The organism is Streptomyces caniferus (assembly GCF_009811555.1).
GTDB lineage: Bacteria > Actinomycetota > Actinomycetes > Streptomycetales > Streptomycetaceae > Streptomyces > Streptomyces caniferus.
Map to the genome: position 1 here is coordinate 3,488,819 of NZ_BLIN01000005.1, position 23,838 is coordinate 3,512,656.

Here is a 23,838-nt window from a genome sequence, read left to right on the forward strand (position 1 = left end):
GGAGGTAACGCCATGGGCCTGATCAAGATGGGTGTCGTCGCGCTGGACTGCACCGACCACCGGGCACTCGCCAACTTCTACGCCGAGGTGCTCGACTGGCAGGTGACGGGAGGCGACGACGACTGGTTCGAGATCGCCGGCCCCACCGGCCGCACCCTCGCCTTCCAGCGGGTGGCGGACCACCGGCCGCCGCAGTGGCCGGGCCAGGACGTGCCTCAACAGATGCACCTCGACTTCGACGTCCACCGCGCGGACATCGACGAGGCCGAACGCAAGGTCCTCGCCCTCGGAGCGAAGCTCGTCCAAAGGGACGAGGAGGGGCGCGACTGGCGGGTCTATCTGGACCCGGCGGGGCACCCGTTCTGCCTCTGCCTCAAGTAGTTCCGGCTTCCCACGTTTTCTTCTTTCCCGCCGTGGTTGTTGCTCGCCGTTGCGCCTGCGGCGGGCCGGTCCGCTGCGCGGGGCTGTCGGGTGCGGTGACGGGCCTGCGCGGGTGGGGGTGTCCGGACTGCTTCGCTTTACGTCCGGACACCCCCACCCGCTCCGACCCGTCCCCTCCCGTGGGTGGGAGGGAAAAACGGTGGCGGGGCTGCAGGTAGGTGGTCCGGTGCGCCTCGTGGGCTGCAGAGAAGCGGTGATGGGTGGCCCGCCCCCACTCACCGTCACTTCATTCCCCCACGGGAGGTGACGGGCCGGAGGGGCCTGGTGTGTGGACGTAAAGCGCAGCAGTCCACACACCAGGCCCCTCCGGCCCGTCACCGCACCCACAGCCCCGCGCAGCGGAACCCGCCCGCCGCAGGCGCAACGACGAGCGCACCGCGCAGCGGGCGAAAAACGGCGAGCAACCACCACGGCGGAAAAGACAAAAACGTGGGAAAGACAAAAACGTAGGCGTCAGCCGAAGGAAACGCCCTCGGCGTCCCGAAGCACCCGCACCGCGTTCCGCCAGGTCAGCTTCGACAGGTCCGCCTCGGACCACTTGCGGTCCATCAGTTCGGCGATCAGGTTCGGGTAGCCGGCGACGTCGGCCAGGTCGGCCGGGGTGAAGGCGGTGCCGTCGAAGTCGCCGCCGATCCCGATGTGGTCGACGCCGGCGACCTCGCGCATGTGGTCGAGGTGGTCGGCGACGGTGGCCGCGGTGGCCATCGGGCGCGGGTTGGCCGCCTCGAAGGCCCGCTGGACCGTCATGCCCGCCTCGGTGGTGTCGAGGTGGTGCAGACCGTGCGCCCGCATGTTCTCGTCGGCGCGCTGCGTCCATGCGACGGCTTCCGGCAGCACGAACTTCGGCACGAACGTGGCCATCGCGACGCCGCCGTTGGCGGGCAGCTGTGCCAGCACGTCGTCGGGGATGTTGCGCGGATGGTCGCAGACGGCGCGCGCCGAGGAGTGCGAGAAGATCACCGGCGCGGTGCCGACGCGCAGCGCGTCGCGCATGGTGTCGGCGGAGACGTGCGAGAGGTCGACCAGCATCCCGCAGCGGTTCATCTCACGGACGACCTCCTCACCGAAGGCCGACAGCCCGTTGTGGCGCGGCTCGTCGGTCGCGGAGTCCGCCCAGTCGATGGTGTCGTTGTGGGTGAGCGTCATGTAGCGCACCCCCAGCTCGTACAGCGCGCGCAGGGTGGCCAGCGAGTTGTTGATGGAGTGGCCGCCCTCGGCGCCCATGAGGGACGCGATCCGGCCCTCGGCGCGGGCCGCCTCCATGTCGTCGGCGGTGCGGGCCAGGCGCAGCTCGTCGGGGTAGCGCGCGACCAGCTGCCGCACCACGTCGATCTGTTCGAGGGTGGCGGTGACGGCCTTGTCGCCCGCGTAGTCGGAGCGGACGTACACCGACCAGAACTGCGCGCCGACGCCGCCGGCCCGCAGCCGCGGCAGGTCGGTGTGCAGGTGCGCGGACTGGTCGGCGGCGATGTCGCGCCGGTCGAGGTCGTAGCCGACCTGCTCGCGCAGCGCCCAGGGCAGGTCGTTGTGGCCGTCGACGACGGGCCAGTTGGCGAGCAGATCCCGGGCGGCGTCCAGGGAGGAGCTCACTTACCGCCCCCGAAGCCGAAGCCGGCCGGGGAGGCGACCTTGTTGCGCAGCCGCTTGCCCTTCTCGGTGGCCTGGTCGTTCAGCTCCTGCTGGAACTCCCGCATCCGGCCGAGGAGTTCGGCGTCCTGGGTGGCGAGGATCCGGGCGGCCAGCAGTCCGGCGTTACGGGCTCCGCCGACCGAGACGGTGGCGACCGGCACGCCGGCCGGCATCTGCACGATGGAGAGGAGGGAGTCCATGCCGTCCAGGTACTTGAGCGGCACGGGGACGCCGATGACCGGGAGCGGGGTGACCGAGGCGAGCATCCCGGGGAGGTGGGCCGCGCCCCCTGCGCCCGCGATGATCGCCTTCAGGCCGCGCTCGGCCGCCTCCTCGCCGTACGCGATCATCTCGCGCGGCATCCGGTGCGCCGAGACGACGTCGACCTCGTAGGGGATCTCGAACTCGTCGAGGGCCTGCGCGGCGGCCTCCATGACGGGCCAGTCGGAGTCGGAACCCATGACGATGCCGACCACGGGGGACGGGGCGGCGGAGTCGGCGTTCGATGCGGGGCGCTGGTCGGGCGACGTGGGCGTCATTCGGTGATCGTTCCTCGCAGGTAGCCGGCGGCGTGCGCGGCGCGCTCGCGCACATCCGCCAGGTCGTCGCCGTAGGTGTTGACGTGACCGACCTTACGGCCGGGCTTCACGTCCTTCCCGTACATATGGATCTTCAGCTGCGGGTCCCGCGCCATGCAATGGAGGTACGCGTAATACATGTCGGGGTAGTCGCCGCCGAGGACGTTGGCCATGACCGTCCAGCGGGCGCGCGGGCGGGGATCGCCGAGCGGGAGGTCGAGCACGGCGCGGACGTGGTTGGCGAACTGCGAGGTGATCGCGCCGTCCTGGGTCCAGTGGCCGGAGTTGTGCGGGCGCATGGCGAGCTCGTTGACCAGGATGCGGCCGTCGGCCGTCTCGAAGAGCTCGACGGCGAGATGGCCGACGACGTCCAGCTCCTGAGCGATGCGCAGCGCCAGCTCCTGGGCCTGGCCCGCGAGCTCCTCGTCGAGGCCGGGCGCCGGCGCGATCACGGTGTCGCAGACGCCGTCGACCTGGATGGACTCCACGACGGGGTAGGCGACGGCCTGGCCGTGCGGGGAGCGGACGATGTTGGCGGCCAGTTCGCGGGTGAAATCGACCTTTTCCTCCGCGAGGACGGGCACGCCGGCACGGAACGGCTCAGCGGCCTCCTTGGAGGATCGCACGACCCAGACGCCCTTGCCGTCATAGCCGCCGCGGACGGTCTTGAGGATCACCGGGAAGCCCTCGCCCTCCGCCGCGAACCGCTCGACGTCGGCGGGGTCGGAGACGATGCGGTGCCGCGGGCAGGGCACGCCGATCGTGTCCAGCTTCGCCCGCATCACCCCCTTGTCCTGGGCGTGCACCAGCGCGGCGGGACCGGGCCGGACGGGGATGCCGTCGGCCTCCAGTGCCCGCAAATGCTCGGTGGGGACGTGCTCGTGATCGAAAGTGATCACATCGCAGCCACGAGCGAAGGCACGCAGCGTGTCCAGATCGCGGTAGTCGCCGATGACGACATCACCGACCACCTGAGCCGCCGAATCCTGCGGAGTGTCGCTGAGGAGCTTGAACTTGATGCCGAGGGGGATACCCGCCTCGTGGGTCATACGGGCGAGCTGACCGCCGCCGACCATGCCGACTACCGGGAACGTCACGCCCCCAGGGTATCCGTACGACAGCGCGGCCCCGACTCGGGGCTTGGATGATCCTCTGAGTTCGCACGTTCGAAGATCACCGGGGAAGATCGGCACGGGCGCTTGGTCCCGCACCGCCGGGCCGGGACCGGCGCCCTTGCCGGGCCCGGCAAAAGGGGAGGCCGGATGGAGAACAGTGGCATACCAGGGGGCTCCAGGAGGCTGGTGATCGTCGTCGCGATCGCCGCCCTGCTGATCGCCCTGCACTCCGTTTTCAGCCAGTTGTCCGCCCCCGAGGTCTTCGACGCGGACGACACCGAGATCGCCGTCTCCCCCGGTGACCGCTTCAGCGTGAAGGTCTCCGACGACCCCGCCGACGGCTACCGCTGGATCATCGCCGAGCCCCGCCCCGACCCGGCCGTCCTCCGGGCCGCCGGCGCGCGCGTGAGCACCGGCGGCCCGCCCGCGGCAGGCACGGGCACCGGCCGCTACCTCGCCTTCGAGGCCGTCCGGCCGGGCCGTACGGACTTACGGCTGCTGCGCTGCCGGCGCTGCGGCACCGGCGCGGCCGACGAGAGGGGCGCCCGCAGCCTCAACTTCCGTGTCACCGTCGGCTGACCCGTTCGGACCGTGCGGCGTTGCGCACGGACACGACAGATGGCAGGCAGTGCCCTCGGGCCCTGGTTAGCATGAGGAAGCGGATCAGACGGACGACCGCGGACACCGCCACGACAGGAGCTGAACGATCACCATGAGTGAACGGAGCGCGCTGCGGTCGAGGCTGGAGGCGCTCTTCCGGGAACTGGTGAAGTTCGGCGCGGTCGGCGGCGCGGGGGTCGTGGTCAACTTCGCGGTGTTCAACCTCGTGCGGCATCTGACCGAGGTGCCCGTGGTCCGGGCCAGCATCATCGCGACGGTCGTGGCCACCGGCACCAACTACCTCGGCTACCGCTACTTCACCTACCGCGACCGCGACAAGCAGGGCCGGACGAAGGAGCTCACGCTCTTCCTGCTGTTCAGCGCGGTCGGCCTGGTGATCGAGAACGGTCTGCTCTACGTCGCGACGTACGGGTTCCACTGGGACAGCCCGCTGCAGAGCAACGTCTTCAAGTTCGTCGGCATCGGCATCGCCACGCTCTTCCGCTTCTGGTCCTACCGCACCTGGGTCTTCCGGGCGCTGCCCGCGCGAGAAGCCGTGGAGACCGCCGAGTCGTTCCTGGCCGACGGCCCGCAGCGCCCGCGCAGCGCCTCCCGCAAGTAGCCCGGGGCCCTGCAGCCGCGGGCCTCAGTCCTCGACGGACTCCGCCTCGCGGGCCAGGAACAGTGCGAAGACCGGCGGATGCGGCTGCAGCAGCTCCAGCCGCCCGCCGTCCGCCTCCGCGAGGTCCCGTGCGACGGCCAGGCCGAGCCCGGTGGAGTTCCGGCCGGAGACCGTGCGCTCGAAGACCCGCGAGCCGAGGTCCGGCGGAACCCCGGGCCCGGCGTCGATGACCTCGACCACCGCCTGGTTGCCGGTGACGCGGGTACGCAGCGCGACCGTCCCGTCGCCGTGCATCAGCGAGTTCTCGATCAGGGTGGCGAGCACCTGGGCGACCGCGCCGGGGGTGCCGACGGCCCGCAGGCCCTTCTTGCCGGAGCGCACGATGGCCCGCCCCGCGCTGCGGTAGGCCGGCCGCCACTCCTCGATCTGCTGCTTGACCACCTCGTCGAGGTCGAAGGCGACCGCGGAGCCGCTGCGCGGGTCCCGGGAATTGGTCAGCAGCCGCTGGACGACATCCGTCAGCCGCTCCACCTGCGCCAGCGCGATGGTGGCCTCTTCCTTCACGGTGTCCGGATCGTCGGTGACGGTGATCTCCTCCAGCCGCATGGACAGCGCGGTCAGCGGCGTCCGCAGCTGGTGCGAGGCGTCCGCGGCCAGCCGCCGCTCGGCGGTCAGCATCCGCGCGATCCGCTCGGCGCTGGCGTCCAGCACATCGGCGACCCGGTCCAGCTCCTGGACGCCGTAGCGGCGGTGGCGCGGGCGGGGGTCGCCGGAGCCGAGCCGCTCGGCGGTCTCGGCGAGGTCGGTGAGCGGCGCGGTCAGCCGGCGGCCCTGGCGGACGGCCAGGATGACGGCCGCGATGATCGCCAACAGCGCCACGGCCAGAATCACCAGCAGCGTCCGGCCGATCTCCGCGCTGACCATGGAGCGGGAGGCCTGGACCGTCACCGACTCACCGCGGTCGCCGCGCACCTGCGACTCGATGACGTCGCCCGAGGGCCGCTTCCCGATCTCGATCGGCGCCTTGCCGGGCACCTTGATCTTCGCGTACCGCTTGGCGGTGATCTGCTCGGAGAGGATGTCCGGGGTGATCTTCTCGCCGCTGCCCAGCCGGCTCTCCACTATCCCGACCAGCCGGACCGCCTCGGACGCCACGCTCTCCTGGGCACCGGCCTGGATGGTGCGGGTCTCGACGATGACGAGCGAGACACCGAAGACGGCGATCACGACGAGCACCACGGCGAGCGTGGAGTTGATCAGGCGGCGGCGCACGGGCCCCTAGCTCTTCTCGAAGCGGAAGCCGACTCCGCGGACGGTGGCGATGTAACGGGGGTTGGCGGCGTCGTCCCCGAGCTTCTTGCGCAGCCAGGAGATGTGCATGTCGAGCGTCTTCGTGGAGGACCACCAAGTGGTGTCCCAGACCTCGCGCATCAACTGGTCGCGGGTGACGACCCGGCCGGCGTCCCGCACCAGGACCCGGAGCAGGTCGAACTCCTTCGCCGTGAGCTGGAGTTCCTCGTCCCCCATCCACGCACGGTGCGACTCGACGTCGATCCGTACGCCGTGGGTGGCGGGCGGCTGCTGGGGCTCGGCGGTGGAGCCGCGGCGCAGCAGGGCCCGTACCCGGGCGAGGAGTTCGGCGAGCCGGAAGGGCTTGGTGACGTAGTCGTCGGCGCCGGCGTCCAGCCCGACGACGGTGTCCACCTCGTCGGCGCGGGCGGTCAGCACCAGGATGGGGAACGAATGGCCTTCGTTGCGCAGCCGACGGGCGACCTCCAGGCCGTCCATGCCGGGCAGTCCCAGGTCCAGGACGACGAGGTCGATATTGCCCTGGAGACCGGCGTCGAGCGCCGTCGGGCCGTCCTCGCGCACCTCGACTTCGTAACCCTCGCGGCGCAGTGCGCGGGCGAGCGGCTCCGAGATGGACGCGTCATCCTCGGCGAGCAGTACACGGGTCATGGCCCGATGGTAGTCCGATGTATCCGGACCCTGGGGCGGACCAGCGCGGATGGCCGACGGCGTACCGTTCCTGCAGCGTGGCCCGTGTGCGCCCCGGGCGCGCGCGAGGGCGCGTGGTCGCCCAAAGGAGCGCTTGCAGTTCCCCATAGTGGTGTGAGCGTTGTCTCACGCAGCCCAACGCCCGTGCAACCGGACGTATGGTGGCGGGACGTCCATCGCTCAACCACCGGGGCCCTTGACTCTCAACTGACGTCAACGGTCCCTCGTTGTGTGCAGGGCTGGAACCCCCGGCCTCGAGACACAGTGATCGACCTGTCGACCGGGTCCGCAGCGCCAACAGCACGGGGGGCGTGGATCCCGGTGTACGACCGTCCTGCCGACTCCTGCTCTGCGCGGTGTCGAACCTCCCGGACGTGGGGGGCGGGCAGGTCTGCGCCGGTGCCGGTCACCCCCACCCGGGCGCGTATCGGCCTGCGAACGCGTCCCGAGCAGCAAGGAAGCACCATGGCGTCCAGCCTGACGAAGGACGCGGCCCAGCAGGGGAACCCTGTAGACGGCGGCAAGACCTTCTTCGGCCACCCCCGCGGACTGGCCACTCTCTTCATGACCGAGATGTGGGAGCGCTTCAGCTTCTACGGCATGAAGGCTCTACTCCCGCTGTACCTGATCGCGCCCGGCGGCATGCACATGCAGGCCACCACGGCCACGGCGATCTACTCCGTGTACATGGCGATGGTCTACCTGCTCGCCATGCCCGGCGGCTGGGTGGCCGACCGCTTCTGGGGGCCGCGCAAGACGGTCGCGATCGGCGCCTGTGTCGTCATCGCGGGCCACATCACGCTCGCCCTGCCCACCGCGGCGACCTTCTTCGCCGGCCTGGTGCTGGTCGCGCTCGGCTCCGGCCTGCTGAAGGCGAACATCTCCACGATGGTCGGCCACCTCTACAACGGCCCGGAGGACCCGCGCCGTGACGGTGGCTTCACGCTCTTCTACATCGGCATCAACCTGGGCGCCTTCCTTGCCCCGCTGAGCATCGGCACCGTCGGCGAGGGCATCAACTGGCACTTCGGGTTCACCCTCGCCGCCGTCGGCATGGCCCTCGGCCTCGTCCAGTTCCTGCTCGGCACGCGCCACCTGAGCCCGGAGAGCAGCGTGGTCGCCCAGCCCGCGACGCCCGAGGAGAAGGCGTCCGTGCTGCGCAAGGGCCTGATCTGGCTGGTCGTCGCGACGGTCTTCTACACCCTGCTCGGGGTGACCGGGAACTTCGCCGACTGGGCGCTGATGCCGATCACCATCGCCGGTCTGGTCATCCCGATCGCGGTCCTGTTCCGCATGAAGCGCGACAAGGAGGTCACGGAACTCGAGCAGTCCAAGCTGTCGGGCTACATCTGGTTCTTCGTGGTCGCCGCCGTCTTCTGGATGATCTACGACCAGAACGGCTCGACCCTCTCGATCTTCGGCGAGAACTCCACGACGAACGACCTGCTGGGCTTCCACTTCCCGACGTCCTGGTACCAGTCGCTGAACCCGGTCTTCATCATGGCGCTCGCCCCGGTGGTCGCCTCGGCGTGGCTGTGGCTGAACAAGCGCGAGAAGGAGCCCAGCACCGCGGTCAAGTTCGCGTCCAGCCTCGCGCTGATCGGCCTCTCGTTCGGGGTCTTCCTCGTCCCGCTGATCGACACCGCCGCCAACGGCGGCAAGGTCAGCCCGATGTGGCTGGTGGCGATCTACTTCGTCCAGACCGTCGGTGAGCTGTGCCTCTCCCCGGTCGGCCTGTCGGTCACCACGAAGATGGCGCCCGCCAAGTACAGCTCCCAGATGATGGGTGTCTGGTTCCTCGCGGTCACCGCGGGCGACTCGGTGTCGGGTCTGCTGACCTCGCCGCAGCTGAACGTCGACCTGAACAACTCGGTCTCGGTCACCGTCGAGGCCGTGCTCGCGGTCGTCGCCGGCCTCGGCATCTGGATGTCCCGCAAGCGGATCAAGGAGCTGATGGGCAGCGTCAACTAGCGTCTGCCGGCCCCGTACGACGGAGGGGGCGTCGCACCCGGTGGTGCGACGCCCCCTTTGTGCTTTCCGGTGGCCGTGCCGCGTCAGCGGACCCGCGCCCGGCGCCGCGGCAGGAACGTGAAGACCGCCCCGCCCAGCAGGATGACCGTGCCGGCGACGAGGCCGAGCGCGGTCAGCGCACCGTGGTCGCTCGCCCCGGTCTCGGCGAGGCCGCCACTGCCGCCGGAGACGCTCGCCGGTCCCGCCGCGCTGCCGCCGGAGGCCGCGGCGCCGCCCGCCGCACCGCCGGAGGTGCCGCCCTGCTGCGCCGAGGTGTCCAGGGCGAGCGAGACGCCCGGGTCCTTCTCCGGGGTGCAGGTGGTGGTCGTCCCCAGGGCGTTGACGGTGAGCACGCCCGGGGTGAGCGTGGCCTTGCCGGTGGCGCCCGGCTTGTAGGTGCCCTTCAGGTCGGGGATCGCGATCGGCTGGCCCGACTTGATCGGCGCGGCGTTGGTCGGCCCCTCGACCTTCACCGATCCCTTGTCCGCGCCGCCGACCTTGACGTCCATCGACGGCTTGACCGAGTCCTTGGGGATGTCCGCCGGGCTGTCCATGACGGACTTGCCGAACTTCACCGTCAGGGCATAACTGCCGCCCTTCTTCACGGCGTCGATCTGGACCGGCGAGGTCGCCTTCTTGTCCCCGATGGGCGTCTTGCAGGCGTACGGGACCTGCACCTGCTTGCCCTTGTACGCGGTGCCGTCGGGGTCGCCGCCGGAGCCGCCGGTGGTCGAACCGCCGGACGAACCCGCGCTCGTGCCGCCGTCGGTGGTACCCGTCGTGGTGCCGGTGGTCGTGCCAGTGGTCGTGCCCGCGGTGGTGCCGGACGTCCCGGCGGTGGTCCCGCTCGTGGTCCCCGTGGTCGTGCCCGACGTGGTCCCACTGGTCGTGCCCGACGTGGTGCCGCTGGTCGTCCCGCTCGTGGTGCCGCTCGTGGTGCCGCCGGAACCGCCCCCGCCGTCGGTCACCTTGATGGTGACCGCGGGCCGCACCGCCTCCTTGGGCGAGCACTTGGTGTCCGTGGAGATCGGCTTGTTGACGTTGATGTTGTAGAAGCCGGGCGTCAGCGTGACCTCACCCGGCTTCTGCAGCTTCAGCTTGCCCTTCATGTCGGACAGCTTCATCGCACTGCCCTTGGGGATCGGCGGGTTCTCCCGTGGGCCCTGCATGGCCAGATCGCCGGTCTGCGCCCCGGCCACCTTGATCGTGCCGGTCGGCTGGACGGTGTTCTCCCCCAGATCGAGGATGTCGGGGTTCTTGGAGGCTCCCTCGACGGTCTTCCAGACCACCTCGATCTCGTCGCCCACCTTCGCGGTCGCGGGCGCGGTGACCGCCACCTTCGTGGTGCCCTCGACCGGCGGCAGCCCCGATATCGGCGGCGGCAGACACTCCGTCTTGTACGACACCTCGGCCGCCTGGGCGGTACCGGCCGCTGCCATGATGCCCGCACCCGCGAGCACCATGGCGGCGGCCGAGGCCACCGCGGCTCTCCTCCGTTGCCTCATCACGCTGAACCTTTCGACGTCGGTCGTTCGGTTGATGTGGTGGTGGACGGTGCGGTGTCCGGGGTGAACCACGGCAGCGCGGCGGAGTCGCCCGGCGTACCGGGGTCGGCCGTCGCACGCGCGGTTCGGTTCCTGATGCGTGGTCCGGTGCCGGCCGCGCGGCTGCGTCCGGTCGTGGTCGTACGTCCCGCGGGGCGCCCGCGTCCGCCCGTACGGCGCGGGCGCACCCGGTCCACGAGCGCCATCCCGATGCGGAACACCGCCGTCGGGACCACTCCGCAGAGCAGCACCCAGAAGAGCGTCACGCCCCAGGGCCTGCCGACCCCCCAGGGCTGCTCGGCCAGCACCTTGCCGCCGTATTCGAGCGAGACCAGATAGTCCCCGTGCGCGCCGGCCGGCAGCTCGACCGGCAGCGTGACCTCGGCTTTCTTCCCGGCGGGTACGGTCCCCCGCCACTGCTGCTCCTCCCACTCGGGCGCGAAGACCCCGTGCGCGGTGCCGACCCGGAAGACGGGGTCCTTTGCCGGAGCCGAGCCGAGATTGCCGACCGTGACGGTCAGCCGGCGCTGTGCGGGAGCCCCGAACCAGGTCAGCAGGCCGCTGCTGCCCGCCAGCCGCGGCTGGGCGAGCACCGTCAGCCGGCCGCCGGTGCGCTCCGCGGGCAGCGGCGCCACCGGGTGCCCCGCCACCTTGAACGCGACATCCGCATCGGCCGCCTCACCGGTCACGGTCGCCACATGGACCACGCATGGGCAGGGTTTGGGCGGCTCGGCGACCGGGAGGCGCCCGCGGAACGCGCCGTGCGCGTCGGTGGTGACCGCGCGTCCGTCCCCGTTGGCACAGGAATTGGTACCGCCGATCATGTTCTGTCCGCAGATCAGCAGCGTGAGCAGCGCCTTGGGCCGCCAGCCGCGGCCGGTCACGGTGAGGGTGCCGCCCTTGCCGGCCTCCTTCCGGGAGAGGTGGACCGTGGGATGGCCCTCGGCGGCGGCGTACCGGGCCGCAGGCGCGGCGGCCACCGGGAACGGAGCCGCCGCCGCGAGCGCCAGGCAGAGGACGAGCACGGCCACCGCCCGCTGCCGCAGGGGGCGTTCGGTGCGGGCCGCCGGGCCGGTGCGGGGCCGCCCGGTGCCGCCGTTCACGAGCGCGCTCCTGAACCGCTGCCGGCCAACTGCCCCGCCGCGTCCGCCCTGTCGCCCCCGGGTGGCCGCGGTTCCTCGGCCGCCCGGGGCGCGGGACCGGCACCCCGTACCCCGCTCGTGCCCGGTCCCGGGCCCGCGGCCCGAGTGCGCCGCCGTCGGCGTACGGCCATCAGGCCGCCCGCGCCCGCCGCCAGGAGGAGCGCCCCGCCGGCCACCGCCCACCAGGGGGCCACGGTGTACGTGGCGGTGGCGGACCCCTGGACGCCGCCGCCCGCCGTCACCGTGAGCCGTATCTCCACCGCGTCCAGACCGGGCGGATCGGGCCACTTCTCCGTCAGGTCGACGCCCTGGCCGGGCCGCAGCACGGTCGGCAGGGTGCGCGGGGCCCGCCGCAGCACGGGGCCGAAGAGCCCGTCGGCGCGGACCGCGAGCCGCGGCGTGAGCGCCGTGTTGCCGCGGTTGACCAGCGTGTACCGGATGACTGCCGCACCGTCCCGGCCGTGCACCGACACCTGCTCGACGGTCAGCGCGGACAACCCCTGCCCGGTCACCCGCAGATGGACCGGTACGGCGTCCCGCCCGCCCCCGCCGCTCCCCTTGCCGCCGCCCGTGACGATCAGCGCGCCGGAGCGGTCACCGGGGGCCGCGTCGCGCGGCACGGTCACCGTGAACGGCACGCTCGCCCGGGTGTGCGGCGGGACCTTCACCTCCGTCGAGGCGAGCGAGAGCCACCAGCCGGGCGCGGAGCCGCGCAGCCGTACGGTGACGGCGTGGCCGGTGGGGTTGCGCAGGGACAGCCGGTCGCTCAGGACGGTGCCCGGCGCGCCCTCCAGATAGAAGTACGGGCGGTCCTGTGCGCTCGGCTCGGCGCCGTCGCCGGGCGCGGGCGCCGCGGACCAGCCGGCGGGTGCCGGGGCGGCGGCCGGCCGGGCCACGGCCGCGGCGGGGCCCAGCAGGACGGCGGCGGTCGCGAGGACCGCACCGCTGACCGCTGTGCGGGTACGGAACGGCATCGGCGGCTCCTGGTGCAGGGGGGTGCCTCCCCGGGCCGGCCGGGCACGGGGACGTGCGGGGAACGGGGTGGCGCCGCGCGGGTCCTGGTGCCCCGCGCGGCGCGTCACACCCGCTGGTGACGGCGGGTCAGCCAGAGCGCGCCGGCCGCCCCGGCCAGCAGCACAGTGCCGCCGAGGGTGCCCAGCGCCACGGCGGAGTCCGCGGGTCCGGTCTGCGGCAGCTGCCCGCCGGAGGAGCCGCCGCCCGTCGTGGCGGAGCCGGTTCCGCCCGAGGCACCGCCCGCGCCGCCGCCCGAGCCGCCGGTCCCCTTGACGTCGAGGGTCAGCGAGGGCCCGGGGTGGTTGCCGGGCGTGCACGTGGTGGTGGTGCCCAGCGCCTTGATGGTGAGCGTGGCGGCGGTGAAGGTGACCTTGCCTTTGCCCTTGGGGGTGTACGTCCCGCTCAAGTCACTGATCTTGATGGGGGTGTTGGCCGGTATGGCCTGGTCGTTCGGCGGCCCGGCGACCGGCACCGTACCGCTCTCCGCACCGCCCAACCGGATCAGCGCGCTCGGCTTCATCGCGCCCTTGCCCAGTTCGACGGGGCTGGAGGAGACACCCTTCTGGAAGGACATGACGAGCTTGTACGCACCACCACTGGGGGTGCTCCTGATGTCGATGGGCGAGACCGCGCCCTTGTTGCCGATCGGCGTTTTGCACTGGTAGTTGACGTCGACGACCTCGGCATGGGCAGCCGGGGCGGTGAGCATCACCGCGGACCCCGCCGCCATCGCCACGGCCGCGGCGAGGCCGGCCGCCCGGCCCGGGCGCCTGCCGTGCTGTTCGTAGAAGCGGGCCACCTCGGATTCCCCTTCTCCCGGTGAGCGCACCGCCGCACGTTCTGACGGCACATCAGATTGGCCGCTCAAGGTACGCCGGGGACCTTGCCGAGGGAAGGCAAAGCACAGGGCCGATCGGCCCGGAACCGCGCCGCGAGGGAATTTAGGCCGCGGTACACAGGGGTCAGGGGCGCCGCGGGGCGACCGCGCACACGACGAAGCGCGGGCCCTCGGGCCCGCGCTCAGCTCTTCCCCGGCGCCTCCGCCGCGCTCCCGTCAGGACGGCGCGGCGAGCTCCGCCCAGACGGTCTTGCCCGCGCCGTCGGCGTGGCGCACCACGCCCCAGTCCAGGCACAGCCGCTGCACGATGAACATGCCGTGACCGCCGGGACGGCCCGGACGGTGCGGGCTGCGCGGCGACGGCGATCCCGCGCCGAGGTCACTGACCTCCAGGCGCAGCACTTTGGCGGTGCAGCGCAGCCGCAGCTCCTCGGGCCCCTCGGCGTGCAGACAGGCGTTGGTGACCAGTTCCGAGACGACGAGCAGCACATCCTCGGCCGCGGCACGCCGGTCGGCGCTCGCGGCAGGCAGCCAGCCCCAGTCGTGCAGGGCCTCCCGGGCGAAGTCACGGCCGCGCGCCACGGCCCCTCGGGTGCCCGCCAGGCGCAGCCGGCGGATCTGGCCCACCGGGGTCGCGGCAGCCGGGGCGGCGGAAGCGCCCGCGCCGCCCGACTCCGGGCCGAGATCGCCCGGCGGATACGGCCGGGTGGTGCTCATCAGCGCTTCACCTCACCGATTCGCCTGTTCACGGAAAACAGATACTGACTGATTCAACGGATTCAGATGTCTCCTGCCCGAGCGGACCGTGAGAACACCCACTTCTTGGGTACGGAAGTTGTGACACGGACTACGTGCCCGGAATGCAACGTTCCGGACACCGCCGCCATGTCAGTCGGCCAGGGCCGCATCGACGGAGTCGTGCACCGTGAAGACCGCCTCGGCGCCGGTGATCTCGAAGACCCGGGCAACCACCGGCTGCATCCCTGCCAAATGAACCCCGCCCCCCGCGGCCTCCGCCTTCAGGCGGGCACCGAGCAGCACATTGAGACCGGTGGAGTCCATGAACTCAAGGGGTGAGCAGTCCACCACCAGGCGTGCGTATCCGTCGTCCACGCAGCCTTCGAGTGACTCACGCAACAGGTCTGCGGTGTGGTGATCGAGCTCACCCGAAACCGTCACGACCGCGCTGGCGCCGTGATGGCGGATCTCGACATGAAGCCGGCCCCGGCTTGCACTGCCGACCGTCCCGCGGTCCATGCGCGCGCACCCCTCTTGCTGTCTAGACGACTGTTTGCTTACCGACTGCGCTCGTCGAACCCTACGCCTTCCTGACGCCTCTCGGTAGCCGAACAATCCGCGTATTGCCCAATATATGGACAACACGTACTTGCCATCTTCAGGCAAAGCCAGGTAGGCGTAGAAGCACACATCCGAAACGGCCGGCTTTGGAGGCGCCGCACACCGCAGCTTCACGTAGAGGCATCGGCAGCCATATGCCGAGAACGATGGAGGAGACCATGTCACCCCGGCTCGACGAACTGCGCACCGACGACACCCGGCAGCCCGCATCGTCGACACCCCCGTCCGACCCGACCGGGCACATCCCTTCCCAGTCGATCCCCGCCGAATCAGATCTGGCGGAATTGACTGAGATCGAGGGGCTGCCCGAGATCCCGCCGTTCGACGAGGTGGGCCCGGTGGACGCGAGGGCTCTGTCCAAGACCCTCTTCGAGCGCCTCGAGACGCTCGAGGAAGGCACCCACGAGTTTGCGTACGTCCGCAACACCCTGGTCGAGCTCAACCTCGCGCTGGTGAAGTTCGCGGCCTCCCGGTTCCGCTCCCGCAGCGAGCCCATGGAGGACATCGTCCAGGTCGGCACGATCGGCCTGATCAAGGCGATCGACCGCTTCGAGATCAGCCGCGGCGTCGAGTTCCCGACGTTCGCCATGCCGACCATCATCGGCGAGATCAAGCGCTTCTTCCGTGACACCAGCTGGTCGGTGCGCGTACCGCGGCGTCTGCAGGAACTGCGCCTGGACCTGGCCAAGGCGGGCGACGAGCTCGCGCAGAAGCTGGACCGCGCCCCCACGGTGCACGAACTTGCCGCGCGCCTCGACATCAGCCGTGACGAGGTCGTCGAGGGCATGGCCGCGAGCAACGCCTACACGGCGAGCTCGCTGGACGCCCAGCCCGAGGAGGACGACAGCGAAGGCGCGCTGGCGGACCGCATCGGCTACGAGGACCACGGGCTCGAGGGCATCGAGTACGTCGAGTCCCTCAAGCCGCTGATCGCCGAACTGCCGCCGCGCGACCGGAAGATCCTCTCGCTGCGCTTCGTCGCCAACATGACGCAGTCCGAGATCGGCGAGGAGCTGGGCATCTCCCAGATGCATGTCTCCCGTCTGCTCTCCCGCACCCTCGTGCGGCTCCGCAAGGGGCTCATGATCGAGGAGTGAGGGACCGCGGTCCCTGCCGGCCCGTGCGGCCGGCGGTCGCCCGCGCAGAGGAGGGCCTGCCCCGGGGTTGTTCGGGACGGGCCCTCCTTTGCTTGCCCTGTATGACGTGCGCCCCGGCTCCGTGGAGCCGGGGCGCACGTCATACAGGGCATGCGGCGGTCAGACGCGCACTCCCTTGTGCCACACGGCCGAGACGAGCGGGACGCCCGGCCGGTAGGCGAGGTGGACGTGCGAGGGCGCGTCCAGGAGGGCGAGGTCGGCGCGGGCACCGGGAGCGATCCGGCCGACGTCCGTGCGGCGCAGGGCACGGGCGCCGCCCGCGGTCGCCGACCACACGGCCTCGTCGGGGGTCATCCCCATGTCGCGGACCGCCAGCGCGATGCAGAACGGCATGGAGCTCGTGAAGGACGAGCCGGGGTTGCAGTCGGTGGACAGTGCGACGGTGGCGCCGGCGTCGAGCAGCGGGCGGGCGTCGGGCCACTGCGCGCGGGTGGAGAACTCGGCACCCGGGAGGAGGGTGGCGACGGTCTCGGACTGCGCGAGGGCGTCGATGTCGGCGGCGCTGAGGTGGGTGCAGTGGTCGGCGGAGGCCGCGCCGAGTTCGACGGCGAGCTGGACGCCGGGGCCGTGGCCGAGCTGGTTGGCGTGCACCCGCGGCACCAGGCCCCTGGCCTTGCCCGCGGTGAGGACGGCGCGGGCCTGGTCGCCGTCGAAGGCGCCCTTCTCGCAGAAGACGTCCACCCAACGGGCGTACGGGGCGCAGGCGTCCAGCATCGGGCCGGTGACCAGGTCGACATAGCCGGCCGGGTCGTCGGCGTAGTCGGGCGAGACGATGTGCGCGCCGAGGAAGGTGACCTCGTCGGTGTGCTCGGCGGCGATGCGCAGCGCGCGGGCCTCGTCCTCGACGGTGAGCCCGTAGCCGGACTTGGTCTCCTGGGTGGTGGTGCCCTGGCGCAGCGCCTCGGCGAGGTAGCGGGCGACGTTGGCGTGCAGCGCGTCGTCGGTGGCGGCGCGGGTGGCGGCGACCGTGGTGCGGATGCCGCCGGCGGAGTACGCGCGGCCGGACATCCGGGCGTTGAACTCCGCGGTGCGGTCGCCGGCGAAGACCAGGTGGGAGTGGGAGTCGACGAAGCCGGGGATGCCCGCCCGGCCGCCCGCGTCGACGGCGTTGTCGGTGGCGGGTGCTTTGCTGGAGGCACCGACCCAGGCGATGCGGTCACCGTCGATGACGACCGCGGCGTCCTGGATCAGGCCGAGGGGGCCTTCACCGAGGGAGGGGTCGTTGGTGACGAGCTGGGCGATGTGGGTGATGGCGGTGGTGGTCGGCGTGGAAGTCGTCGTCATCGCGGGGGTGTTCTCCTTCAGCCGCGTACCGCGGCGATGGACTCTGCGAGGGCGGTGGGTACGTCGGGGACAAGGGTGTGCGCACCGTCGCGGACGATCTGCCGGCCGCCGACGATGGTGTGCCGTACGTCCGCCGCGGAGGCGGCGAACACCGCCGTTTCGGCGGCCAGCCGGGGCAGTGGTCCGGCGGTGCGTACGGAGTCCAGTGCGATTGTGGTGAGGTCGGCGAGCGCGCCGGTCTCCAGGGTGCCGGCGTCGTCCCAGCCCAGGGCGGCATGACCGTCGGCGGTCGCGGCACGCAGCAGGGCGGCGGCCGTCCAGTGCCCGCGGGTGCGGGTGCGCAGCCGTTCGTCGAGCTCCATGGCGCGGGCCTCTTCGAGCAGGTCGATGACGGCGTGGCTGTCGCTGCCGAGGGAGAGCGGGCTGCCGCGGCCCTGGAGGCGGGCGGCCGGGCCGATGCCGTCCGCGAGATCGCGTTCGGTGGTGGGACACATGCACACGCCCGTGCGGGAGTCGCCGAGCAGCTCGATGTCCTCGGTGGTGAGGTGGGTGGCGTGCACGGCCGTGGTGCGCCGGCCCAGCGCACCGTGGTCGGCCAGCAGCCGGGTGGGGGTGCAGCCGTGGGCGTCGCGGCAGGCGTCGTTCTCGGCGGTCTGCTCCGAGAGGTGGACGTGCAGCGGGGCCTGACGTTCGCGGGCCCAGTCGGCGACGGTGCCGAGCTGCCCGGCGGGGACGGCGCGTACGGAGTGGATGGCGGCGCCGATGCGGGCGTGTGCGCGCTCCTTGAGCGCGTCGGCGCGCTCGGCCCAGCGCTCGGCGGTGCCGTCGGAGAAGCGCAGTTGGTGGGCGTTGGGCGCGGCGCCGAAGCCGGCCGAGAGGTAGGCCGTGTCGAGCAGGGTGATGCGGATGCCCACGTCTTCGGCAGCGGAGACCAGCGCCTCGCCCATGGCGTTGGGGTCGTCGTAGCGGGTGCCGCCGGGCGCGTGGTGGAGGTAGTGGAATTCGCCGACGCAGGTGATGCCGGCGAGCGCCATCTCGGCGTAGACGGCGCGGGCGAGGGCGTAGTAGGTCTCGGGGGTGAGCCGGTCGGCGACGTTGTACATGATCTCGCGCCAGGTCCAGAAGGTGCCGGTGCCGACCTGGACGGTGCCGCGCAGGGCGCGGTGGAAGGCGTGCGAGTGGGCGTTGGCGAGGCCCGGGAGGGTCAGGCCGCGCAGCGCGGTGGCACCGGGCGGCGGGGTGTCCGCCCCGGTGCGGACGGCCGTGATCCGCCCGTCCGCGACGTCCACGGTCACGCCCGGCTCGACGTGCGTGCCGAGCCAGGCGTGTTCGAGCCAGTACGTCGTCGGTGTGGCCTGTGTCGTCAGTGGCACGCCAGCCCTTCCAGTACGTCGGCGAGTGCGGTGACCCCGGCCGCGCAGTCGTCCTCGCCGGCCTCTTCGGCGGGCGAGTGCGACACCCCGGTGGGGTTGCGGACGAACAGCATCGCGGTAGGGACGGTTCCGGACAAAATACCGGCGTCGTGCCCGGCGCCGGTGCCCAGGACGGGAACGGTCCGCTCCCCCGTCTTGGCGAGGATGGCGCTCAGCTCGTCCCGCAGGGCGTGCTGGAACTCCACGACGGGGGTGAAGGATTCACGGACGACGGTCAGGTCCACCCCGTCACGGGCGGCCCGTTCGGCGGCGGCCTGCTCGATCCCGGTGATCACGGTGTCCAGGGTGTCCTGGTCGGGGGCGCGCGAGTCCAGCCAGCCGCGGACCAGCGAGGGGATGGCGTTGACCCCGTTCGGCTCCACGCTGATCTTCCCGAAGGTGGCCAGGGCGCCGGCCAGCCGGGCCTGCTCGCGGGCGGCGAGCACGGTCGCGGCGTAGCTGAGCATCGGGTCGCGGCGGTCGTCGAGGCGGGTGGTGCCGGCGTGGTTGGCCTCGCCGTGGAAGTCGAACCGCCAGCGGCCGTGCGGCCAGATGGCGGAGGCGATGCCGACCGGGTCGCCGGACAGGTCCAGGGCCCGGCCCTGCTCGACGTGGAGTTCGACGAACGCGCCGATCCGGGCGAGTCGTTCGGGGTCCGGACCGATGGCTTCCGGGTCGTATCCGGCGCGCTCCATGGCCTGCGGGAGGGTGATGCCGTCACCGTCGCGCAGCAGGTGCGCGGCCTCGGTGGTCAGCGCGCCGGCGGCGAGCCGGGAGCCGACACAGGCCAGGCCGAAGCGGGCGCCCTCCTCGTCGCCGAAGTTGACGATCGCCAGCGGCTTGGTGAACTCCGCTCCCCTCCGGCGGAGTTCGTCCAGCGCGGCGAAGGAGGAGACGACACCCAGCGGGCCGTCGAAGGCGCCGCCGTCCGGGACGGAGTCCAGGTGGGAGCCGGTGACGACGGCGTCGCCCGGGTCCACGTCCTGGTAGCCGGCGGCACCGAGCCAGGCCCACTGGTTGCCGTTGCGGTCGAGTTCGTAGGCGAGTCCCCGGGCCTCGGCCTGGGCCCGGAACCAGGCGCGGCAGTCGGTGTCGGCACCGGTCCAGGCGTAGCGGCGGTAGCCCCCGGAGGAGGAGCTGCGGCCGATGGGCCGCAGCTCCTCCCACATCTCGTGGAACGAGGCGGTCACGCGCCCCCGCCTTCGCCCTCGCGCATCGGGATGCGGACGCCGCGCTCGGCGGCCACCTCGTCGGCGCGCTCGTAGCCCGCGTCGACGTGCCGGATGACGCCCATGCCGGGGTCGTTGGTGAGCACCCGGCGAATCTTCTCGCCGGCCAGCGGGGTGCCGTCGGCGACGGTGACCTGGCCGGCGTGGATCGAGCGGCCCATGCCCACGCCGCCGCCGTGGTGCAGCGACACCCAGGAGGCGCCGGAGGCGACATTGACCATGGCGTTGAGCAGCGGCCAGTCGGCGATCGCGTCCGAGCCGTCCTTCATGGCCTCGGTCTCGCGGTAGGGCGAGGCGACGGAGCCGCAGTCGAGGTGGTCGCGGCCGATGGCCAGCGGGGCCTTCAGCGTCCCGTCGGCGACCATCTCGTTGAACCGCTCGCCGGCCTTGTCGCGCTCGCCGTAGCCGAGCCAGCAGATACGGGCGGGCAGGCCCTGGAAGTGCACCCGTTCACCGGCCAGCTTGATCCAGCGGGCCAGCGACTCGTTCTCCGGGAAGAGGTCCAGGATCGCCTTGTCCGTCGCGGCGATGTCCCGGGCGTCGCCGGACAGCGCGGCCCAGCGGAACGGGCCCTTGCCCTCGGCGAAGAGTGGCCGGATATAGGCGGGGACGAAGCCGGGGAAGGCGAAGGCACGCTCATAACCGGCGAGCTGGGCCTCGCCGCGGATCGAGTTGCCGTAGTCGAAGACCTCGGCGCCGGCGTCCATGAAGCCGACCATGGCCTCGACGTGACGGGCCATCGACTCGCGCGCCCGCTGGGTGAAGTCGGCGGGCTTCGCGGCGGCGTAGGCGGCCATGTCGTCGAAGTCGATGCCGACCGGGAGGTAGGCCAGCGGGTCGTGGGCGCTGGTCTGGTCGGTGACGATGTCGATCGGGGCGCCCTCGGCGAGCATCTGCGGCAGCAGTTCGGCGGCGTTGCCGAGCAGGCCGATCGAGAGCGGCTTGCGCTGGTCGCGGGCCTCGACGGCGAGTTCGAGGGCGTGCTTGAGGCTGTCGGCCTTCACGTCCAGGTAGCGGTGCTCGATGCGGCGCTCGATGGCACGCGGGTCGACGTCGATGCAGATCGCGACGCCGTCGTTCATGGTGACGGCGAGCGGCTGGGCGCCGCCCATGCCGCCGAGGCCGGCGGTGAGCGTGATCGTCCCGGCGAGCGTGCCGTTGAACTTCTTGGCGGCGACGGCGGCGAAGGTCTCGTAGGTGCCCTGAAGGATGCCCTGGGTGCCGATGTAGATCCACGAACCGGCGGTCATCTGCCCGTACATGGTCAGGCCGAGGGCCTCCAGGCGGCGGAACTCCTCCCAGTTGGCCCAGTCGCCGACGAGGTTGGAGTTGGCGATGAGCACCCGCGGCGCCCATTCGTGCGTCTGCATCACACCGACCGGCCGGCCGGACTGGACGAGCATCGTCTCGTCCTGCTTGAGCGTGGTGAGCGTGCGCACCATCGCGTCGAAGGAGCGCCAGTCGCGCGCGGCCTTGCCCGTGCCGCCGTAGACGACGAGCTGGTCCGGGTGTTCGGCCACCTCCGGATCGAGGTTGTTCTGCAGCATGCGCAGCGCGGCTTCCTGCTGCCATCCCCGAGCACTCAGCTCCGTACCGCGCGGTGCCCGCACGGGTCGCGGTCCCGACATGGGCCGTGCCTCCCTGACGTCGAATGGATTGAGCTATTCACATATTGGGGTCGGTGAATAGTGCTAGTCAACAGGGCGCGGTGAGCCATGCGCCGCGGGCCGCGCGAACCGGCCGCCCTTCGCCCGGAATTTTTCACTTGCCCACTGGGAAAGTCTGCGCTAACTTTCCTAGTGGGCAAGTAAAAACGGGGAACCGTCCGGACCGCCTTGGGGAGGCGATGGGCATGAGCACACCGGTGGATGCCGAACAGGCCTGGCAGGATCTGCAGCGCATCCGGGTGCCGCAGGAGCGCGTGTACGACGAGGTCGAGCGATGCGCCGAGGGCGACAGCAGGGCGACGTACACCACGGCCGGAATCATGTGGGTGTTCCTCGCCGTCTCGGGTCTCGATCTGTCGTGGTGGGCGTTCGGGCTGGCGCTCACCGCCTATGTCGCGCTGCTCGGCTCGCTGGCCGTGGTCTACAACCGCAGGACCCGGGTGCGGCTGCACCGCTCACGCCACAGCTGGCGGTCGTTCGCCACCTTCTTCGCGGGCATGGCGGTGACCGCCGTGACCATCGTGGTCTCCGGCCGGCTGGTCGACTGGCTGGCGCTGCCGTTCGGCAGCCTGGTCCAGGCCACTGTCTCCGCGGGCGCCTTCGTCCTCTTCGTCGGCCCGGCCAACCGCTGGGCGGTCGGCTCACTGCGCGACCGCGGCACGAGAACCCTCCGGAAGGGAACGGACCGATGAGCACCCCGAGCGGCTTCGACGAACTGATCCACCCCTCCACCCGGCTGTCCGTGGTGGCCCTGCTCGCCGCCACGGAGTGGGCCGATTTCCCCTTCATCCGCGACAGCCTCTCGCTCAGCGACTCCGCGCTCTCCAAGCAGCTGCACACCCTGGAAGAGGCCGGATATCTGGAGATCCGCAAGGAGGGCGGCGGCCGCAAACGACGCACCAAGGTCCGGCTGACGAGCCACGGCCGGACGGCCTTCGAGGGCCATGTGGCCGCGCTCCGGGCCATCGTCGAGGGCGCGGGGCCCGCGGCGGCACCCGCGCCGGCGACGGAGTCCGCGGCCGCGGCAGCAGGGACACGGCAACAGCAACAGCGCGCGGAGGCGGGCCGATGACCACGACCGAGCAACCGACCGTCCCGCCGTCCAGGGCCCCTTCGGCGGCCACCGTCGCGGCCGGATCCGCCCGGCCCGTCATCCGGGTGCGCGACATGAGGATGGCCTACGGCGGCACCGATGTCCTGCACGGCATCGATCTGGACATCCGGCGCGGGGAGATCTTCGCGCTGCTCGGCCCCAACGGCGCGGGAAAGACCACCACCGTCGAGATCCTGGAGGGCTTCCGGCAGCGTTCCGCCGGAGAGGTCGCCGTCCTGGGGACGGACCCGGCGCGCGGCGACGACGCCTGGCGCGCCCGGATCGGCCTGGTCCTGCAGTCCTGGCGCGACCACCGCCGCTGGCAGGTGGCCGAGCTGCTGCGGCACTTCGCGCTGTACTACCCGGCTCCTCGCGATCCCGCCGAGCTGCTGGCCCTGGTCGGCCTCACCGAGCAGGCCGGACAGCAGGTCGACCGGCTGTCCGGCGGACAGCGCCGCCGCCTCGACGTCGCACTGGCGATCGTCGGCCGCCCCGAGCTCCTCTTCCTGGACGAGCCGACCACCGGCTTCGACCCCGAGGCGCGGCGCGACTTCCACGACCTGGTCGAACGGCTCGCCCGCGACGAGGGCGTCACGATCCTGCTCACCACCCATGACCTGGCGGAGGCCGAGCGGCTGGCCGACCGGATAGCCGTGCTGGTCAACGGCCGGATCCGGGCCGGCGGCACCCCCGCGGAACTGGCCCTCCGGGCCGCCGCGCAGGCCGAGGTCCGCTGGACGGCGGCCGATGGCACGGCCCGCCGGGAACGCACCGCGGACCCCTCCCAGCTGGTCTGGGAACTCCACCGCGACACGGGCGGACCGGTGGCCGATCTGGAGGTCCGCCGCCCGACGCTGGAGGACACCTACCTGCACATGGTGCACCGGGACGGCGGGGACGGGCCCGGGGCCGGAATCGAGAGCGGGGGCGGCGGAGCCGGGGTCGAGAGCGGGCCCGGGATCGCGGGCGAGGGCGAGGGCGAGAGCACGGGCGGAGGCAGCGGCGGGGCCGGGGCCTCGGACGGGGAGCGGCAGGCATGAGGGGGACCGACGTGACAGCAGCGACGGAAGCGACGGAAACGGCAGCGGCGACGGACACCGCCCAGG

The 23,838-nt window shown here is 71.9% G+C and carries 23 protein-coding genes; 8 read left to right on the plus strand and 15 right to left on the minus strand.

Features of this window, described 5'->3' with window-relative positions; all coding sequences use genetic code 11:
- Positions 1-12 precede the first annotated feature (12 nt).
- Positions 13-381: a VOC family protein gene (locus Scani_RS31715; protein WP_159481190.1), complete on the plus strand. Its 369-nt coding sequence runs from the start codon at positions 13-15 to the stop codon at positions 379-381.
- Between the two features lie 513 nt (positions 382-894).
- Here the strand turns inward: Scani_RS31715 and Scani_RS31720 are convergent.
- The 3 genes from Scani_RS31720 to Scani_RS31730 are packed head-to-tail and all read right to left on the minus strand — an operon-like array spanning position 895 to position 3,745.
- A complete protein-coding gene (locus tag Scani_RS31720; RefSeq protein ID WP_159481191.1) occupies positions 895-2,031 on the minus strand; it encodes a dipeptidase in 1,137 nt (378 codons plus the stop codon).
- Positions 2,028-2,609, minus strand: coding sequence for a 5-(carboxyamino)imidazole ribonucleotide mutase (gene purE, locus Scani_RS31725; protein WP_159481192.1), 582 nt, complete (start codon positions 2,607-2,609; stop codon positions 2,028-2,030). The genes Scani_RS31720 and purE overlap by 4 nt, the downstream gene beginning before the upstream one ends.
- The gene (locus tag Scani_RS31730) at positions 2,606-3,745 is read right to left on the minus strand and encodes a 5-(carboxyamino)imidazole ribonucleotide synthase (protein ID WP_159481193.1); all 1,140 of its coding nucleotides are present in this window, start codon (positions 3,743-3,745) and stop codon (positions 2,606-2,608) included. The genes purE and Scani_RS31730 overlap by 4 nt, the downstream gene beginning before the upstream one ends.
- 165 nt (positions 3,746-3,910) lie before the next feature.
- Here Scani_RS31730 and Scani_RS31735 point away from each other — a divergent pair, with 165 nt between their 5' ends.
- A complete protein-coding gene (locus Scani_RS31735) occupies positions 3,911-4,342 on the plus strand; it encodes a protease inhibitor I42 family protein (RefSeq protein WP_246296264.1) in 432 nt (143 codons plus the stop codon).
- Between the two features lie 133 nt (positions 4,343-4,475).
- Complete coding sequence (locus Scani_RS31740) at positions 4,476-4,985, plus strand: GtrA family protein (protein WP_159481194.1); 510 nt, start codon at positions 4,476-4,478, stop codon at positions 4,983-4,985.
- A 24-nt stretch (positions 4,986-5,009) separates the two neighbouring features.
- Here the strand turns inward: Scani_RS31740 and Scani_RS31745 are convergent, their stop codons facing one another.
- Together Scani_RS31745 and Scani_RS31750 are read right to left on the minus strand one after the other, a co-directional pair.
- Positions 5,010-6,257 (minus strand): sensor histidine kinase, encoded by a 1,248-nt coding sequence (locus tag Scani_RS31745; RefSeq protein WP_159481195.1) that lies wholly within the window; start codon positions 6,255-6,257, stop codon positions 5,010-5,012.
- Between the two features lie 6 nt (positions 6,258-6,263).
- Positions 6,264-6,944: a response regulator transcription factor gene (locus tag Scani_RS31750; RefSeq protein WP_030086430.1), complete on the minus strand. Its 681-nt coding sequence runs from the start codon at positions 6,942-6,944 to the stop codon at positions 6,264-6,266.
- A 504-nt stretch (positions 6,945-7,448) separates the two neighbouring features.
- Between Scani_RS31750 and Scani_RS31755 the strand changes: the two genes are divergently transcribed.
- Positions 7,449-8,954 (plus strand): peptide MFS transporter, encoded by a 1,506-nt coding sequence (locus Scani_RS31755; protein ID WP_159481196.1) that lies wholly within the window; start codon positions 7,449-7,451, stop codon positions 8,952-8,954.
- Between the two features lie 83 nt (positions 8,955-9,037).
- Here the strand turns inward: Scani_RS31755 and Scani_RS31760 are convergent, their stop codons facing one another.
- The 6 genes from Scani_RS31760 to Scani_RS31785 all read right to left on the minus strand — a co-directional run bounded on the left by Scani_RS31760 (position 9,038) and on the right by Scani_RS31785 (position 14,788).
- Positions 9,038-10,498 (minus strand): hypothetical protein, encoded by a 1,461-nt coding sequence (locus Scani_RS31760; protein WP_159481197.1) that lies wholly within the window; start codon positions 10,496-10,498, stop codon positions 9,038-9,040.
- Positions 10,498-11,640, minus strand: a complete 1,143-nt coding sequence (locus tag Scani_RS31765; protein ID WP_159481198.1) for a hypothetical protein — start codon at positions 11,638-11,640, stop codon at positions 10,498-10,500. Before Scani_RS31765 ends, Scani_RS31760 begins: the two co-directional genes overlap by 1 nt.
- The gene (locus Scani_RS31770; protein WP_159481199.1) at positions 11,637-12,653 is read right to left on the minus strand and encodes a COG1470 family protein; all 1,017 of its coding nucleotides are present in this window, start codon (positions 12,651-12,653) and stop codon (positions 11,637-11,639) included. Before Scani_RS31770 ends, Scani_RS31765 begins: the two co-directional genes overlap by 4 nt.
- 104 nt (positions 12,654-12,757) lie before the next feature.
- Positions 12,758-13,492 carry an LPXTG cell wall anchor domain-containing protein gene (locus Scani_RS31775; RefSeq protein ID WP_159482488.1) on the minus strand — a complete coding sequence of 245 codons (735 nt, stop codon included), beginning with the start codon at positions 13,490-13,492 and terminating at the stop codon, positions 12,758-12,760.
- Between the two features lie 255 nt (positions 13,493-13,747).
- Positions 13,748-14,248, minus strand: a complete 501-nt coding sequence (locus Scani_RS31780; protein ID WP_159481200.1) for an ATP-binding protein — start codon at positions 14,246-14,248, stop codon at positions 13,748-13,750.
- 171 nt (positions 14,249-14,419) lie between these two features.
- Positions 14,420-14,788 carry an STAS domain-containing protein gene (locus Scani_RS31785; RefSeq protein WP_159481201.1) on the minus strand — a complete coding sequence of 123 codons (369 nt, stop codon included), beginning with the start codon at positions 14,786-14,788 and terminating at the stop codon, positions 14,420-14,422.
- A gap of 260 nt (positions 14,789-15,048) precedes the next feature.
- Between Scani_RS31785 and Scani_RS31790 the strand changes: the two genes are divergently transcribed.
- The gene (locus Scani_RS31790; protein WP_159481202.1) at positions 15,049-15,987 is read left to right on the plus strand and encodes an RNA polymerase sigma factor SigF; all 939 of its coding nucleotides are present in this window, start codon (positions 15,049-15,051) and stop codon (positions 15,985-15,987) included.
- Positions 15,988-16,146: 159 nt separating this feature from the next.
- Here the strand turns inward: Scani_RS31790 and hutI are convergent, their stop codons facing one another.
- Genes hutI through hutU form a run of 4 tightly spaced genes read right to left on the minus strand, consistent with a single transcriptional unit; the run spans position 16,147 to position 21,600 of the window.
- A complete protein-coding gene (gene hutI, locus Scani_RS31795; protein ID WP_159481203.1) occupies positions 16,147-17,331 on the minus strand; it encodes an imidazolonepropionase in 1,185 nt (394 codons plus the stop codon).
- A gap of 17 nt (positions 17,332-17,348) precedes the next feature.
- Entirely contained in the window at positions 17,349-18,704 is a 1,356-nt protein-coding gene (locus Scani_RS31800) for a formimidoylglutamate deiminase (protein ID WP_167538166.1), read from the minus strand.
- On the minus strand, positions 18,695-19,912 hold the full coding sequence (locus Scani_RS31805; protein ID WP_246296463.1) for an allantoate amidohydrolase: 1,218 nt from the start codon (positions 19,910-19,912) through the stop codon (positions 18,695-18,697). The genes Scani_RS31800 and Scani_RS31805 overlap by 10 nt, the downstream gene beginning before the upstream one ends.
- A gap of 17 nt (positions 19,913-19,929) precedes the next feature.
- The gene (gene hutU / locus Scani_RS31810) at positions 19,930-21,600 is read right to left on the minus strand and encodes a urocanate hydratase (RefSeq protein ID WP_159481205.1); all 1,671 of its coding nucleotides are present in this window, start codon (positions 21,598-21,600) and stop codon (positions 19,930-19,932) included.
- A 224-nt stretch (positions 21,601-21,824) separates the two neighbouring features.
- Between hutU and Scani_RS31815 the strand changes: the two genes are divergently transcribed.
- The 3 genes from Scani_RS31815 to Scani_RS31825 all read left to right on the plus strand — a co-directional run bounded on the left by Scani_RS31815 (position 21,825) and on the right by Scani_RS31825 (position 23,772).
- Positions 21,825-22,331 carry a hypothetical protein gene (locus tag Scani_RS31815; RefSeq protein WP_167538167.1) on the plus strand — a complete coding sequence of 169 codons (507 nt, stop codon included), beginning with the start codon at positions 21,825-21,827 and terminating at the stop codon, positions 22,329-22,331.
- Complete coding sequence (locus tag Scani_RS31820; RefSeq protein WP_159481207.1) at positions 22,328-22,711, plus strand: transcriptional regulator; 384 nt, start codon at positions 22,328-22,330, stop codon at positions 22,709-22,711. Before Scani_RS31815 ends, Scani_RS31820 begins: the two co-directional genes overlap by 4 nt.
- Positions 22,712-22,806: 95 nt before the next feature.
- Complete coding sequence (locus Scani_RS31825) at positions 22,807-23,772, plus strand: ABC transporter ATP-binding protein (protein ID WP_246296464.1); 966 nt, start codon at positions 22,807-22,809, stop codon at positions 23,770-23,772.
- Positions 23,773-23,838 lie beyond the last annotated feature (66 nt).